The sequence below is a fragment of the Streptomyces sp. NBC_00490 genome, from assembly GCF_036013645.1.
Classification (GTDB): domain Bacteria; phylum Actinomycetota; class Actinomycetes; order Streptomycetales; family Streptomycetaceae; genus Streptomyces; species Streptomyces canus_F.
In genome coordinates, this window is sequence record NZ_CP107869.1 from 4506141 (window position 1) to 4519099 (window position 12959).

Sequence of the window (12959 nt, forward strand, 5' to 3'; positions counted from 1 at the left end):
TCTGACCTTCTTTCACTGAGGAACCAGCGCATCCCATGAACAGCGACAACGACCTCCAGATCGCCGGCGACATCCTCGAGGTACCGCACCTGCTCCAGGCCCCGCGCGAGCACCCGGCCACCGTCGCCGAGTTCGTCGGCCTGGCCCGCTCCATCGCCGCCGACCGCTCCCAGTGGGAGCACCTGGTGCAATACGACGCCACGTCGCGCTGGTACCACCGGCTGCGCACCGGGCCGGGGTACGAGGTGTGGCTGCTTTCCTGGGTGCCCGGTCAGGGCAGCGGTCTGCACGACCACGGCCGGTCCTCCGGGGTGCTGACCGTCCTGGACGGCGAACTGACCGAGCGGACGGAGCGCGGCACGCGCGCGCTGGGGACGGGCTCGCAGCGGGTGTTCGCGCCGGGTTATGTGCACGAGGTCGTCAACGACGCCCTGGAGCCGGCGGTCACCCTGCACGTCTACTACCCGGGCCTGACGGAGATGCCGATGTACACCGCGTGCACCGCGGCCCCCGCGACGTACGACGAGGTGGACGTCGTCACCGCCTGACGCGTTGTCGTACCGGCCTGCAAGACTTGCCCCCATGCGCATTGTGGTTCTGGCAGGCGGCATCGGTGGTGCCCGGTTCCTGCGCGGTCTGAAGCAGGCCGCGCCGGACGCGGACATCACGGTCATCGGCAACACCGGGGACGACATCCACCTCTTCGGGCTGAAGGTCTGCCCGGACCTCGACACGGTGATGTACACGCTCGGCGGCGGCATCAACGAGGAGCAGGGCTGGGGCCGGGCCGACGAGACCTTCCATCTCAAGGAGGAGCTCGCGGCGTACGGCGTGGGGCCGGAGTGGTTCGGACTGGGCGACCGGGACTTCGCCACGCACATCGTGCGGACGCAGATGATCGGCGCCGGGTTTCCGCTCAGCGCGGTCACCGAGGCGCTCTGCGACCGCTGGCAGCCGGGCGTGCGGCTGATCCCGATGTCCGACGACCGGGTGGAGACGCACGTGGCCGTCGAGGTGGACGGCGAGCGCAAGGCGATCCACTTCCAGGAGTACTGGGTGCGGCTGCGGGCCTCGGTCCCGGCGGAGGCGATCGTGCCGGTGGGCGCGGAGCAGGCCAAGCCCGCGCCGGGCGTCCTGGAGTCCATCGCCGAGGCGGACGTCATCCTCTTCCCGCCGTCCAACCCCGTCGTCTCGGTCGGCACGATCCTCGCGGTGCCCGGCATCCGCGAGGCGATCGCCGAGGCCGGGGTGCCGGTGGTCGGTCTCTCCCCCATCGTCGGGGACGCGCCCGTGCGCGGGATGGCCGACAAGGTGCTCGCCGCGGTGGGCGTGGAGTCGACGGCCGCGGCGGTGGCCGAGCACTACGGCTCGGGGCTGCTGGACGGCTGGCTCGTCGACACCGTGGACGCGGGCTCGGTGGACCGGATCGAGACGGCGGGCATCCGCTGCCGGGCCGTACCGCTGATGATGACGGACCTCGACGCGACCGCCGAGATGGCCCGCGAGGCACTCGCGCTGGCAGAGGAAGTACGCGCGTCATGACCACGGACGGTTTCCGCGCCTGGGCCGTGCCCGGCCTTCCCGAGATAGCGCCCGGCGACGACCTCGCCAAGCTCATCGCCGCCGCCGAGCCCGGGCTCGCCGACGGTGACGTCCTCCTCGTCACCTCCAAGATCGTCTCCAAGGCGGAGGGCCGGGTCGTCGAGGCGGCCGACCGGGAGGCGGCGATCGACGCCGAGACGGTCCGCGTGGTGGCCAGACGCGGCGCCCTGAGGATCGTCGAGAACCGGCAGGGCCTGATCATGGCGGCGGCCGGGGTCGACGCCTCCAACACCCCCGCCGGCACGGTCCTCCTGCTGCCCGAGGACCCGGACGCTTCCGCCCGCGCGATCCGCGAAGGACTGCGCGACCTGCTCGGCGTCGACGTCGGGGTCCTCGTCACCGACACCTTCGGGCGGCCGTGGCGCGCCGGGCTCACGGATGTGGCGATCGGCGCGGCGGGTGTGCGGGTGCTCGACGACCTGCGGGGCGGCACGGACGCGCACGGCAATCCGCTCAGCGCGACCGTCGTCGCCACGGCCGACGAACTCGCCGCCGCCGGCGACCTGGTGAAGGGCAAGGCCGCCGGGCTGCCCGTCGCGGTCGTGCGGGGGCTCGCGCATGTGGTGGCCGAGGAGCACGGGGAGGGGGCGGGTGCCATGGTGCGCGACGCGCGCGACGACATGTTCCGGCTGGGCACCTCCGAGGCGATCCGGCAGGCGGTGACCCAGCGCCGTACGGTGCGGGCCTTCACCGACGAGCCGGTCGACCCCGGCGCGGTGCGCCGCGCGGTCGCCGCGGCCGTGACGGCTCCGGCGCCGCACCACACGACGCCGTGGCGTTTCGTGCTGCTGGAGTCCGCGGAGTCACGGACCCGGCTGCTGGACGCGATGCGGGACGCCTGGATCGGTGACCTGCGGCGGGACGGCAAGAGCGAGGAGTCGATCGCCAAGCGGGTGAAGCGCGGGGATGTGCTGCGCAACGCGCCGTACCTGGTGGTGCCGTGTCTCGTGATGGACGGCTCGCACGACTACGGCGATCCGCGGCGGGACGGCGCCGAGCGGGAGATGTTCGTCGTCGCGACCGGGGCCGGGGTGCAGAACTTCCTCGTCGCACTGGCCGGCGAGCGGCTGGGGTCGGCGTGGGTGTCCTCGACGATGTTCTGCCGGGACGTGGTGCGCGAGGTGCTCGGGCTGCCCGGCGACTGGGATCCGATGGGGGCGGTCGCGGTCGGGCATCCGGCGCGGGAGCCGGGGCCGCGTCCGGACCGGGACGCGGGGATGTTCATCGAGGTGCGGTGAGGGCGGCACCGTACCTCTAGGCTCGAGGGGACCCTCGTAGGACTCTCGCGGGCCCTCTCCCTCTCTCCCGGGACTTCATTCGTGGCTGGACGGTTCACTCCGCGGCCCACGCGTACGACCGTGCGCGGCGGGCATGTCGCCGTGCCCGGGGGCGTGCCGCGGCAGGTGGCGGCGCCGGGGCGGGTGCGGACGTGGGTGCCCGAGGGGCCGCTGGATCTGGGGCTTGTGCTCGGGCCGTTGCGGCGGGGGCCCGCCGATCCGACGTTCCGGGCGCTGCCGGACGGGTCGGTGTGGCGGGCCAGTCTCACGCCTGCCGGGCCGGGGACGCTGCGGGTCACCGCGGCCGGTGGCCAGGTGCGCGGGGAGGCGTGGGGGCCGGGCGCGGAGTGGCTGCTCGACGGGTTGCCGTCGTTGCTCGGGGCGGCCGACGACCCGTCCGCGTTCGCGCCCCGGCACCGGTTGCTGGCCTCGGCGCAGCATCGGCGGCCGGGGCTGCGGCTGACGCGGACGGGGCTGGTGCTGGAGTCGCTGATCCCGTCGATCCTCGAGCAGAAGGTGACGACCGACGAGGCGTACCGGGCGTGGCGGTCGCTGGTCCGCAAGTACGGCGAGCCGGCGCCGGGGCCCGCGGCCGGTGGACGGCTGTTCGTGATGCCCGCTCCCCGGACGTGGGCGTTGATCCCGTCCTGGGAGTGGCATCGGGCCGGGGTCGACAACAAGCGGGCGTCGACGATTCTGCGGGCGGTCCGGGTCGCCGCCCGGCTGGAGCAGGCGATGGCGATGGAGCCGGCCGAGGCGCAGGCCAGGCTGGAGGTCGTGCCGGGAATCGGGCCGTGGACATCCGCGGAGGTCGTGCAGCGCAGCCATGGGGCGGCGGACGCGGTGACCGTGGGGGATCTGCATCTGCCGGGGATCGTCGGGTGGGCGCTGGCCGGGGACCGGGACGCGGACGACTCCATGATGCTGTCGCTGCTGGAACCGTATGCCGGGCAGCGGCATCGGGCGGCGCGGTTGATCCTGTTGAGCGGGCGGACGCCGGCGCGGCGGGCTCCGCGGATGCCGCGGGGGGACATCGGGCGACTGTGACCGGGGGCGGCCGGCCCCGGGCGTTTTTCGCCCCCGCCGCCCCTACCCGTCCCATCCTCCAGGGGCGCCGCCCCTTCGACCCCGATCCCTGGGGGCTCGGCCCCCAGACCCCCGACGGCCCCGAAAGGGCCTCGTCCGCAAACTCCCCCAGAGGGGGCACCCCCGGGACGGGCTGTCCTCTACTGGTCCGAGGAGAAGCGCACCGCGCCTGCCGGGATGCGTGCGTCGCACCACACCCGGGCGCCCTCGCGCAGTTCGTTGTCGGCGCCGATCACCGCGCCGTCGCCGATGACCGTGCCGGTGAGGACCGAGCGCTCGCCCACGCGGGCCCGGGTCCCGATCAGGGAGTCGGTGATGACGGCGCCGGGTTCGATGACCGCGCCGGGGAGGATCGTGCTGCCGAAGACGCGGGCGCCCTCGGCCACGAAGGCGCCCTCGCCGACCACGGTGCCGCCCGTCAGTTTGGCGTCGGCGGCCACCCGTGCCGTGGGCAGGACGAGACGGTCGCCGCAGCGGCCGGGGACCGCCGGGGAGGGGGCGCGGCCGAGGACGAGGTCCGCCGAGCCTCGTACGAAGGCGGCGGGGGTGCCGAGGTCCAGCCAGTACGTCGAGTCGACCATGCCCTGGAGGTGGGCTCCGGCCGCGAGGAGGCCGGGGAACGTCTCGCGTTCCACCGAGACCGGGCGGCCTGCCGGGATCGTGTCGATCAGGGAGCGGCGGAAGACGTAGGCGCCCGCGTTGATCTGGTCGGTGACGATCTCCTCGGGGGTCTGCGGCTTCTCCAGGAAGGCCAGTACCCGGCCCGACGGGTCGGTGGGGACCAGGCCGTACGCCCGGGGGTCCGTCACCTTCGTCAGATGGAGGGAGACGTCCGCGTTCGTCGACTCGTGGGTGGCGACCAGCGCCCTGATGTCCAGGCCCGTCAGGATGTCGCCGTTGAAGATCAGGACCGGGTCGTCCGGTGCGGAGTGCAGCCGGGACGCCACGTTGCGGATCGCGCCGCCCGTGCCCAGCGGCTCGTCCTCCGTCACGTACTCGATGTGGAGGCCGAGTGCCGAGCCGTCGCCGAAGTACGGCTCGAAGACCTCCGCCAGATAGGACGTGGCGAGGACGATGTGGTCCACGCCCGCCGCTCTGGCTCTCGCCAGCTGGTGTGTGAGGAAGGGGACCCCGGCCGCGCGCACCATGGGCTTCGGCGTGTGCACGGTGAGCGGGCGCAGCCTCGTGCCCTTGCCGCCGACCAGGAGGATCGCTTCTGTCACCTGTAGTCTCCGCTTCCTGCCGGTGACCGGCCGAACTGTCTTTCGACCGGTCAGTGTATGCAGACCGTTGTGCGGCGCTTTCGGCGGCAGCGCGGTACTCCGCCCCAGGCCCCCGACGGCGGTGGAGATGGCTGAACGCGGTCCCCCGGTTCCCCTAACGCCCCTGGTAGTCGGCCGCGCTCGAACGGGCCGAGCCGAGCTTGCGGTAGAGCTCCTTGCCGGGGCAGGCGGTGGAGAAGCCGTCCCGGTGACCGGAGATCACGTTCAGGCGTACCTTCTTGCCTTTTCGGTAGAGATTGCCACCACCGGACTTCAGGTATGTCTTGCCGCTCGGATTGGCGCCGTAGAGACCGAGCTTCCACGCCGTCAGCCGGGCGATCCCCCGCACGGCGGCGGCTTTGGGACGGGAGGAGCCGAAGCTGCCGAGAACGGCGATCCCCATGCTGTTGGTGTTGAAACCGAGCGTGTGGGCGCCCAGGACCGGCTTCGCCACGCCGCCGGCACGACCCTCGTAGATCTTTCCGCACTTGTCGACGAGGAAGTTGTAGCCGATGTCACGCCATCCCATGCTCTGGACGTGGTAGCGGTAGATACCGCGAATGACGGAGGGCGCCTGCGAACACTTGTAGGTGTTGCCGGTGGCGGTGTGGTGGACGAAGGCCGCCTTGACCTTCTTCGTGTAGACGAAGGTCTTCTCGCGCAGGCCCTCGTTCGCGCCCCAGCCGCGCCGGGTGACGATACGCGGGCGCGGGCCGATGTACGGCTTGACCCGCTGCTGCTCCGTCAGTTCGCCGGCCCGCAGGGTGAGCAGTTCCCGTTCGGTCCGCGCACGGTCGAGGGCGGGGATCTCCAGGGCGCCGAGGGGGGCGAGGTCGGCGTTGGCGGCTGAGGCGGTGACGGGCCCGGTGCCGAGCGAGCCGGCGCGCGCTCCGCTCACCGGCGGGCCCTCGGGAGCCGAGGCCTCCCCGGGGTCCACGAGTTCCAGACGCAGACCCGGCGGCAGGACGCCCGGCGAGGCGGCACGCTCGTCGCCGCCCGCACGCACGCGTACCTCGACGCCGTCCGAGTCCCCCACCCACAGCGGTGCCGTCCCCCCGCGCACCCGGCCCGAGGTGCGCTCGGCCGTGCCGGGGTCGGCGCCGTCGTCGGCGTAGTGCGTCTCCACGTCCTGCCAGTCGGACCAGGTGCCGGACGTGACGGCACGCGTGCGTACCTGGACGCTGCCGTCCAGGGCGGTGTCCGGGTCGTCCCAGACGACGCCGACCATCGAGAAGCGGCGCACATCGCGGGCCGGCAGGCCCTGTTCGGCGGCGGGGCCGAGGGCTCGGTCGCGGCCCAGGGGGGCGAGGGGCAGGGACTGGGTGCTGCCGGGGACGAACACTTCCGCGTTCGGCGCCGGGCGCGCGACGGTCGCGGCGGCGGGTGGGCCCGGCGGAAGAGCCAGAGCGGCCGCGCAGGTGACACCGATCGAGGAAGCAAGGAATCCACGCATGCCAACGATCGTGGACACAGCCTGACATTTCCGCCATTCAGGAATTGACGGACCGTCGGGTCCCGTTCCCCCGAACCGGCGACCCCGCCCCTCGTTGCGCGGCGTCGCCCCCGCGTACGCTTGCGCGGGTGACCACCACCGACCGCACCCCTGCCGACCTGCTGCGTTCCGCGCTCGCCGCGGACGCCGGACGCCCCCTGGTGACCTTCTACGACGACGCCACCGGCGAGCGCGTCGAACTGTCCGTGGCCACCTTCGCCAATTGGGTGGCCAAGACCGCCAATCTGCTCCAGGGCGAGCTGTCCGCTGAACCCGGCGACCGGGTCGCGCTGCTGCTGCCCGCGCACTGGCAGACGGCGGTGTGGCTGCTGGCCTGCTCGTCGGTGGGCGTGGTCGCGGACGTGGGCGGCGACCCCAAGGCCGCCGACATCGTGGTGAGCGGCCCGGACACGCTGGACGCCGCCCGGGCCTGCTCCGGCTCGCGCATCGCGCTCGCGCTGCGCCCGCTGGGCGGCCGGTTCCCCCAGACGCCGGACGGCTTCGCCGACTACGCCGTCGAGGTGCCGGGACAGGGCGACCGCTTCGCGCCGTTCACGCCGGTCGACCCCGAGGAGCCGGCGCTCGTCGTGGCCGGACGGGAGTTCAGCGGCGCCGAGGTCGTCGAGCGGGCGGCCGCGGAAGCCCCCGGCCTGGGGCTGACGGGACCGAGGGCGCGGCTGCTCTCGGGGAGGCCGTACGACACCTGGGAGGGGCTCAGCGCCGGGCTCTACTCCCCGCTGGCCACCGGCGGGTCGGTGGTGCTGTGCCGGCATCTGGAGCGGCTGGGTGAGGAGTCGCTGGCCCAGCGGATCGAGAGCGAGCGGGTGACGGCGACCGCGCGCTGAGCGGGGCGGTCGTTCGTCCGCGGGCCCATCGTGGCCGGTCGCGCAGGTGTCCGCGCCGCCCGCTCGAAAGTGCCCGCACTCCCCCGTCCGGCCCACCACCGTCCGCCCCAGCCCTCCCATCCACGCCATGGTCGTAGGAGCAGCCGCAGTCGACGCTCGTACGCCATGAGGGGTGGATCCGGACGTGACCGACACCGCTGGTACGCCCTCGGCAGGCTCCCTCGGTCCGGGAGCGGGGGCGTCCGCGACCGGGAACGGGTTGATACGACGGCGTCGGCGGCGGTGGCTGCGGTACGGGGCGGTCGCGGTGGCCGTCACGGTGGTGGCCGGTGTGGGGGCCGGGTGGGCGGTGTACGCGAAGCTGGACGGCAACATCACGCCGGACAACGCGGCGGCCGCCGAGCTCGCCCGGTACGAGAAGGAGCGGCCCACCGCGCTCGTCAAGGACGCGCTGAACATCCTGCTGATCGGGTCGGACTCACGGTCCGGGGACGGGAACGCGCGGTACGGGCGGGACTCGGGGACCGAGCGGTCGGACACCACCATCCTGCTGCACCTCGCCGCCGGGCGGCGCAGCGCCACCGGGGTCTCGCTCCCCCGCGATCTGATGGTGGACGTGCCCGCCTGCCGGCAGCGGGACGGCAGCCGCTCCGAGCCGACGTTCGCGATGTTCAACTCCGCCTTCCAGAAGGGCGGTTCGGCCTGCACCATCCGAACCGTCGAGAACCTCACGGGAGTTCGCATCGACCATCACGTGGTCGTCGACTTCCACGGCTTCAAGGACATGGTCGACGCGATCGACGGCGTACGGATCTGTCTGGACGAGCCCATCCACGACAAGGCCGCCAAGCTGAACCTGCCGGCGGGCAGGGTGACACTCAGCGGCGAGCAGGCCCTCGGGTACGTGCGGGCCCGAAAGTCGCTCGGCGACGGCAGCGACACCGACCGGATGGACCGCCAGCAGCGCTTCCTCGCGGCGCTCGTCAACAAGGTGCAGAGCAATGACGTCCTGCTGAACCCGGTGAAGCTCTATCCCTTGCTGGACGCGGCGACCTCGTCGCTCACCACCGACCCGGATCTGGCCCACTTGCACGGTTTGTACGACCTCGTCCGCGGGATGCGCGACATCCCCACCGCACGTGTGCAATTTCTGACCGTCCCCAGGGAGTCGTACGCCCACGACGCCAATCGCGACCAACTCGTACAGGCCGACGCCGAGAAGCTGTTCGAACGGCTCCGCAAGGATCAGCCGGTGGCGGTCGCCGAGGAAGTTCCACAGGATTCCGCGACAAAAAGCCCCAATTCGAGCGACGGTTCGCAAGAAGAAGCGGATTCCCATGAGGAGTCGTACGCCAACGACTACTCCGAGTACGGAGCCCGCTACGACGGCAAATCCGGCACGAAGCGGCCCGATGAGCCCGTCGCGGCCGTTTCGCCCGCGCCGACGTTCCGCGGAAACACCGCCGCCGAGGACACCTGCAAGTAAAGCGATTGCCAAGGCGACGTACAGGTGTTCAAGGAAATGGGGCGGATTGACCAGTTGTAGGGACGTGGAATTTGTCACCGTCGTCGCTTGACGATGAACTGGCCGGATAGTGTGAGCGATCCTGCGCATCCGGCCATCAGGACTTCCTGGGGTCGGGCACAGGGTGACCGAGACCCGAGCGCCTTTGAGGGGGAAGGCGCCGCGTGGCCCCGACGGAGGATTCAGACAACCGTGGACGCGCAAGGCCGTGGGCGGGCGGACGACATCGACCCCGCAGACCAGTGGGTGCTCAATCCGACCACTGGCGAATACGAACTGCGACTGACTCCTTCCGCACCGCAATCACCGGTGCCAGGACCTCGTAGATCCGCTCCCCGCTCCGGCGGCGGAGGAGGCTCCGCGGGCGGAGCGACGCGCAGCAGGTCGGCGGCCCCGGGCCGTACGGCACCCGCCGAGGCGCCCGGCCGTGACGTGCCGCCGCCCCGCAGACGCCGTGGCGCGCCCGAGGAACCGCTGCCGGGCCGGCGCAACCGGCGGCCGGTCAAGAAGAAGTCGAAGGCCAAGAAGGCCGTCGTGTGGACCGGCGGCGTCATGGCGTTCGTCCTGATCGGCACGGCCGGTGCGGCCTATCTGTACCTCAAGCACCTCGAGGGCAACGTCACCACCGAGGACGTCGGCAACGTGGCGGATGACGGCTTCAGCAAGGACGAGGCCTTCAACATCCTGATCATCGGCACCGACAGGCGGACCGGCGCGGGCAACGAGGGCTACGGCGACAAGGGGAGCGTCGGGCACGCCGACACCAACATCCTGCTGCACGTCTCCAAGGACCGTACGAACGCGACCGCGATGAGCATCCCGCGGGACCTGATCGTCGACGTGCCCGACTGTGACGGCAAGGACGGCGCGGTCATCCCGGGCACCCAGGACAAGCGCTTCAACACCAGCCTCGGCCAGGACGGCCGCAACCCCGGCTGCACCATGAAGACGGTCGAGGAGCTCACCGGCATCGACGTGAACCACTTCGCGATGGCCGACTTCAACGCGGTGAAGACGCTGACGAGCGCGGTGGGCGGGGTGGAGGTCTGTCTCGCCAAGGACGTCAACGACCCCGACTCGCATCTGAACCTGTCGGCCGGCAAGCACACCATCGAGGGCGAGCAAGCACTCGCCTTCGTCCGCACCCGGCACAGCTTCGGCAACCAGGGCGACCTGGACCGCATCAAGGTCCAGCAGCAGTTCATGAGTTCGCTGATGCGCAAGATGACCTCGGGCGACACCCTCACCAGCCCCACGAAGCTGATAAAGCTGGCCAACGCCGCCACCAAGGCGCTCACCGTCGACAAGGGCATCGGCAAGGCCAGCACGCTCAAGGACGTGGCGCTGGAGCTGAAGAAGGTGCCGATGAAGAACATCACCTTCACCACGGTCCCGGTCAAGGACAACCCGGCCGAGGTGGTCAAGGCGACCGTCGTGCCCCTTGAGCCGAACGCCTCGCAGGTCTTCAACATGATCAAGAGTGACACCTCCTTCACCGCGGTCAAGGCCAAGGAGAAAAAGGAGAAGGCCGCCGTCGCCGCCCGGCTGAAGGGCACCAAGTCGGACGCCTCCGAGGTGCGGGTGCGGATCCTCAACGGCGGGGCTCCGGGCGGCAGCGCCCAGGAGGAGCTCACCTACCTCCAGACCGAGGCGGGTGTGTCCAAGTCGGAGAACGCGGGCAACGCGGAGAAGGCGCTGAAGAAGACGACCCTCGAGTACGCCCCGGACCAGGCGGACCAGGCCCGCAGGCTGGCCGCGATCATGGGGCTCTCCGGATCGGCGATGAAGCCGGGCGAGAGCGTCACCAACTCCCAGGGCCTGCCGACCATGACGCTGACGCTGGGCGAGGACTTCAAGGGGGCCGGGGTGAAGTTGAACTCCTCCTCGGCGGCGGTTCCGAACGTGGACAAGACCACGGCCAACGAGGTCAAGTGCGCGAGTTGACCATGTGAAGCGTGTGACCTGACAGGCCTGTCGTACGTCTAACAGGGCGTGACGGCAGGCCTGTTCAGTGCTGTCAGGGTGGGGAGGGGACGGGGAGATGACCCAGAACAGTGTGCAGGGGGAAAGGACGCGAGAGGGCGTCCCGCAGGCTCGGGAGGGGGCCGCGGAGGGGAACGGGAGCGGAAGCAGGCACGGCAGACGCCGGGCACGGCCGCGCCGTAAACACCGCGTGCTGAGATGGTCCGCGACGACGCTGTCGGTGCTGATACTCGGCACGGCCGGCGCCGGATACCTGTACTACCAGCACCTCAACGGCAACCTCGGCACGGGTGAGCGCAGCAGCGGCGACTCCAAGGCGAAGAAGAGCGCGCCGAACGCGGCCGGGCAGACCCCGCTGAACATCCTGCTGATCGGCTCCGACAGCCGTGCCTCCGCCGAGAACGTGAAGCTCGGCGGCAGCAAGGACAGCCGCGGCAACCCGCCGCTGGGGGATGTGCAGATGCTCATCCACCTGGCCGCGGACCGGAAAAGCGCCGCCGTGGTGACCGTCCCGCGCGACACCCGGGTGCCCATCCCCGAGTGCACCGACCCGGAGACGGACGAGGTCTACCCGGCGACGACCAGAGAGATCATCAACACCACGCTGGGCCGCGGCGGGGCCGGCTGCACGCTGGCGACCTGGCAGAACCTCACCGGGGTCTACATCGACCACTGGATGACGATCGACTTCGCCGGCGTGGTGCGCATGGCGGACGCCGTCGGCGGCGTCGAGGTCTGTGTGAACCAGAACGTCCACGACCGCCCGCTGCCCGGTGTGCCCGGCGGCTCCGGCCTCAAGATGAAGGCCGGCCGCAAGGAGGTCAAGGGCGAGGAGGCACTCCAGTGGCTGCGCACCCGGCACGCGTGGGGCAGTGACCCGCTGCGGGCGAAGGCCCAGCACATGTACATGAACTCGATGATCCGCACGCTGAAGAAGCAGAACGTCTTCACCGACGGCGGGCGCCTGATGGACCTGGCCGAGGCGGCCACGAAGTCGCTGGACGTCTCCGAGGAGATCGGCAGCGTGAAGAAGCTGTACGACCTCAGCAAGCAGCTCAAGTCGGTGCCGGCGGACCGGATCACCATGACGACGATGCCGAACATCGAGGATCCGCAGGACAGGAACCACCTGGTCCCGTTGGAGGCCGACGCCGAGAAGCTGTGGCAGATGCTCCGCGACGACGTGCCCTTCGACGACAACGGGACGGACTCGGGGAAGAAGAAGCCCAAGGAGAAGGTCTCCGACGATCCGGCGGCGGCGGACGGCGAGATCGGCGTCCTGGTGCAGAACGCCACGCGGTCCTCCTCGCTCGGTCCGGTCGACGGACGGGCGCGGACCGTCAGCGGGCTGCTGACGGAGAAGGGCTTCGCCCGCGCGTCGGCGGACACCACGTCGGGGCTCGCCGAGGAGCGGACCGTGGTGCGCTTCCCGAGCGCGGATCTGGAGGGCGATGCCCAGCGGATCGCCAAGTCGCTCGGGATTCCGCTGAGTTCGGTGAAGAAGTCGACGGACGTCTCCGGGGTCACCCTGATCGTGGGCGCCGACTGGCGCGAGGGCACCACGTATCCGAAGAAGTCCGACCCGAGGGCCGGGGACCTGCCGTCGACCTCCGACGAGCTCAACGGGGCGGACAGCAGCAAGTGCATGGACGTGTACAAGCCGTACCGCTGGTAGCGGCCGGCGTCCTGAAACTGTTCGGCCGAGCCGGCTTCCCGGACCCCACAGCAAACTCCTAACTGGCTGCAGAATGATGAAGCGTGGTCAGGTTCCGGGGCTTGAACAGCGCTTCGACAGCGTATTCGACAACGGTTCTCGCGTACGCTTCCGACGAGGCGGACCAGGCACACAGCCGACCGCCGGGCTGGGGAGGCTCGGCAGTCCGTCAG

At 71.1% G+C, this 12959-nt stretch carries 10 protein-coding genes; 8 read left to right on the forward strand and 2 right to left on the reverse strand.

Annotated features, from left to right (window positions below; genetic code table 11):
- The first annotated feature begins 35 nt into the window (after positions 1 to 35).
- The 4 genes from OG381_RS20230 to OG381_RS20245 all read left to right on the forward strand — a co-directional run bounded on the left by OG381_RS20230 (position 36) and on the right by OG381_RS20245 (position 3926).
- A complete protein-coding gene (locus OG381_RS20230; RefSeq protein ID WP_327717468.1) occupies positions 36 to 548 on the forward strand; it encodes a cysteine dioxygenase in 513 nt (170 codons plus the stop codon).
- Between the two features lie 34 nt (positions 549 to 582).
- Positions 583 to 1542 (forward strand): 2-phospho-L-lactate transferase, encoded by a 960-nt coding sequence (gene cofD / locus OG381_RS20235; protein WP_327717469.1) that lies wholly within the window; start codon positions 583 to 585, stop codon positions 1540 to 1542.
- Positions 1539 to 2840, forward strand: a complete 1302-nt coding sequence (locus tag OG381_RS20240) for a coenzyme F420-0:L-glutamate ligase (protein ID WP_327717470.1) — start codon at positions 1539 to 1541, stop codon at positions 2838 to 2840. Before cofD ends, OG381_RS20240 begins: the two co-directional genes overlap by 4 nt.
- A gap of 81 nt (positions 2841 to 2921) precedes the next feature.
- Positions 2922 to 3926: a DNA-3-methyladenine glycosylase family protein gene (locus OG381_RS20245; RefSeq protein ID WP_327717471.1), complete on the forward strand. Its 1005-nt coding sequence runs from the start codon at positions 2922 to 2924 to the stop codon at positions 3924 to 3926.
- Between the two features lie 179 nt (positions 3927 to 4105).
- On the opposite strand, the gene OG381_RS20250 is transcribed toward OG381_RS20245, so the two are convergent.
- Positions 4106 to 5188, reverse strand: a complete 1083-nt coding sequence (locus OG381_RS20250; RefSeq protein WP_327717472.1) for an NDP-sugar synthase — start codon at positions 5186 to 5188, stop codon at positions 4106 to 4108.
- A gap of 154 nt (positions 5189 to 5342) precedes the next feature.
- Positions 5343 to 6680, reverse strand: a complete 1338-nt coding sequence (locus OG381_RS20255; protein ID WP_327717473.1) for a peptidoglycan recognition protein family protein — start codon at positions 6678 to 6680, stop codon at positions 5343 to 5345.
- A gap of 128 nt (positions 6681 to 6808) precedes the next feature.
- Between OG381_RS20255 and OG381_RS20260 the strand changes: the two genes are divergently transcribed.
- The 4 genes from OG381_RS20260 (at position 6809) to OG381_RS20275 (ending at position 12747) form a co-directional block, all read left to right on the forward strand.
- Positions 6809 to 7564: a TIGR03089 family protein gene (locus OG381_RS20260; RefSeq protein ID WP_327717474.1), complete on the forward strand. Its 756-nt coding sequence runs from the start codon at positions 6809 to 6811 to the stop codon at positions 7562 to 7564.
- Positions 7565 to 7748: 184 nt separating this feature from the next.
- Positions 7749 to 9050, forward strand: coding sequence for an LCP family protein (locus tag OG381_RS20265; protein WP_327717475.1), 1302 nt, complete (start codon positions 7749 to 7751; stop codon positions 9048 to 9050).
- Between the two features lie 231 nt (positions 9051 to 9281).
- The gene (locus tag OG381_RS20270; protein WP_327717476.1) at positions 9282 to 11033 is read left to right on the forward strand and encodes an LCP family protein; all 1752 of its coding nucleotides are present in this window, start codon (positions 9282 to 9284) and stop codon (positions 11031 to 11033) included.
- A 97-nt stretch (positions 11034 to 11130) separates the two neighbouring features.
- Positions 11131 to 12747, forward strand: a complete 1617-nt coding sequence (locus OG381_RS20275; protein WP_327717477.1) for an LCP family protein — start codon at positions 11131 to 11133, stop codon at positions 12745 to 12747.
- Positions 12748 to 12959 lie beyond the last annotated feature (212 nt).

What these genes read in the sequence shown, in the direction of transcription:
- OG381_RS20230 (WP_327717468.1), top strand. Translation starts at nt 36, where the DNA reads ATGAACAGCGACAACGACCTCCAGATCGCCGGCGACATCCTCGAGGTA.
- cofD (WP_327717469.1), top strand. Translation starts at nt 583, where the DNA reads ATGCGCATTGTGGTTCTGGCAGGCGGCATCGGTGGTGCCCGGTTCCTG.
- OG381_RS20240 (WP_327717470.1), top strand. Translation starts at nt 1,539, where the DNA reads ATGACCACGGACGGTTTCCGCGCCTGGGCCGTGCCCGGCCTTCCCGAG.
- OG381_RS20255 (WP_327717473.1), bottom strand. Translation starts at nt 6,680, where the DNA reads ATGCGTGGATTCCTTGCTTCCTCGATCGGTGTCACCTGCGCGGCCGCT.
- OG381_RS20275 (WP_327717477.1), top strand. Translation starts at nt 11,131, where the DNA reads ATGACCCAGAACAGTGTGCAGGGGGAAAGGACGCGAGAGGGCGTCCCG.